Genomic DNA, 2,106 nt, shown 5'->3' with positions numbered 1-2,106 from the left:
GTTCATAATAATCGGCTGAGCTATATCTAAGTCACTTTTCTTTTCTATCAGTGTCGATAAATCTTGGTAGGTATTATTTTGATATTGGCGCCAGTTATCGTTGGTATTTACCCATTCTTGAGACCAAGTTGAAATAATCTGCTTTTGCTCTTTCGATACCGATCCTAGCCATCGCTCTAACCGATCTTCAATTCGACTTCGATAACGTTCTCTCGAATCTTCATCATTCAATGATAATCTTTCTTCGTAATATTCTTGCTGCTTTTCCCTAAAATTCTTTAAGAATTCCTTATCTTGTTTAGGGTTAAACTGCATGCTTAAAGCGTAAATATCGGGAGAGAACTTACTAACGATTGAGCGAATATGGTCTCTAATTTGGTCACTTTGTTCAGTGATAAAAGCAGAATTCATATCAGAACGATCTGTGTTTTGGATCACTTTTAATTGCGAAACATATAACGGCAGTTGAGTTTCTTTATGCCATTGCTGTAATGAATCGAGGCGCTCTTCGAGCTCTGATTCCTGACTATTGGAAAGAGTTACAAAGTCTTCAATATAGCTAACGACAAACCAGCTTATATTGTTATAGGCAAATTTAGTCCCGCAGCCAAAGAATAGAAAACAGCTTAATAAGACTAACCAGCGACACTTTCTCATTACACCCTCTCACAACATTTTACTCAACAACGAACCTCAAGACGATCTTATAACATTAGCTACAAAATCGGGTTCTCGTAAAAACTTTCGGATAAATTGAGACTCAGACTTGCTAATCTAACTATTTCGGCAAATGATTAAACTAAAAATAATTAATGGCAGTGATGTAACTTGATTTTTATTACTCATTTGACGCAATACGAGCCCTATAAATGAGTTGGGTTGGCGTATTTCAAATGATTGATATTTGGGAGGGGAGCTATGGCCGCTATTCCTGATCATCCAAGCGATTTAGAATATGAGCTTTGTTATTTTGACGATGGTTCAATAACCACAATAACGATATTGGTTCACAATCGAAAGGAAGCGATGACTTGGTATCTTAGCGAGGGAAAACATATCAACGATCTTTATTCGATAAGACCCGATGAATAATGCTTTGGTATAGAGAACTAGGTCGATAAACCTAAGAGAGTAAACTTGAGTGGCATTTTGTGGAACACCCTTTACTGCAATGTCATTAAGTAGCAATCTCGTTAATTAGACATATCGCAGCAAAGGGATTCAATCTCGAATTATTTCAGAATTCGGGCGCGGAATTGACGACCCTTCATCTTACCTGATTCGATTTTGCCTAATGCTTTCTTAGCCATTGATCTTTCTACAGCAACGTAAGCGCGCATCGCGAACAAGTTGATCTTACCTACTGATTTACCATCAATACCGCCTTGGCCTGTCAACGCACCAAGGATATCACCTGCGCGAAGTTTCGCTTTCTTACCACCATCAATCTGGATAGTTACCATGTTTGAGTAGTACGGCTTAGCAATTGGTTTAGCTGGCAACTGAGACGGTTCGATTGGCATATCCATGTACTCATCAATTTGAGCAACACGGTGCATCTCTTTTTCACTAAAGAAGCTAATTGCAACACCTTTACTTCCTGCACGACCAGTACGACCGATGCGGTGTACGTGAACTTCAGGATCGCGAGACAACTCAAAGTTGAACACAGCATCTAGGTTATCAACATCAAGACCACGAGCAGCAACATCTGTTGCAACCAAGATAGAGATGGTTTTATTTGAGAACTGAACCAAAGCTTGGTCACGTTCACGCTGTTCCATGTCGCCATGAAGCTCAATAACACTGAAGCCACGGTGGCTTAGCTCGTCGTTTACGTTCTGTACTTCTTTCTTAGTATTACAGAACACAACCGCTGACTCTGGTTGATGATGAAGAAGCATTAGCTCTAGTGCGTCATCACGAGCTTCAGTACCTTCAACCTTATAAAAGTGTTGCTGGATGCTTGAGTGATCGTGTGTTGATTCAACCTTCACCATTTCAGGGTTATTCATGATGCGGTCTGCAACAGATTTAATCTGTTTAGGGAAAGTTGCACTGAACAATAACGTTTGACGATCTTTTGGTGCTGCTTCAATAACAGCA

The 2,106-nt window shown here is 39.8% G+C and carries 3 protein-coding genes; 1 reads left to right on the top strand and 2 read right to left on the bottom strand.

Features of this window, described 5'->3' with window-relative positions; translation table 11 throughout:
- On the bottom strand, nucleotides 1-657 hold a 657-nt coding region (locus AB4496_RS27130), incomplete at its 3' end, for a DUF6279 family lipoprotein (RefSeq protein ID WP_372133038.1).
- Between the two features lie 261 nt (nucleotides 658-918).
- On the opposite strand from AB4496_RS27130, the gene AB4496_RS27125 reads away from it, so the two are divergent.
- Nucleotides 919-1,092: a hypothetical protein gene (locus tag AB4496_RS27125; protein WP_009844771.1), complete on the top strand. Its 174-nt coding sequence runs from the start codon at nucleotides 919-921 to the stop codon at nucleotides 1,090-1,092.
- A gap of 140 nt (nucleotides 1,093-1,232) precedes the next feature.
- Here AB4496_RS27125 and AB4496_RS27120 read toward each other — a convergent pair.
- On the bottom strand, nucleotides 1,233-2,106 hold an 874-nt coding region (locus tag AB4496_RS27120), incomplete at its 5' end, for a helicase-related protein (protein ID WP_372133035.1).

This window comes from Vibrio sp. 10N.222.46.A1, assembly GCF_041473595.1.
Classification (GTDB): Bacteria; Pseudomonadota; Gammaproteobacteria; order Enterobacterales; family Vibrionaceae; genus Vibrio; species Vibrio tasmaniensis_A.
Note: the sequence above shows the minus strand (reverse complement) of the source record. Positions and strands in the feature narration are given on the sequence as shown.

Excerpts from the sequence above, each read along its gene's own strand:
- AB4496_RS27125 (WP_009844771.1), top strand. The coding sequence starts at position 919 with ATGGCCGCTATTCCTGATCATCCAAGCGATTTAGAATATGAGCTTTGT.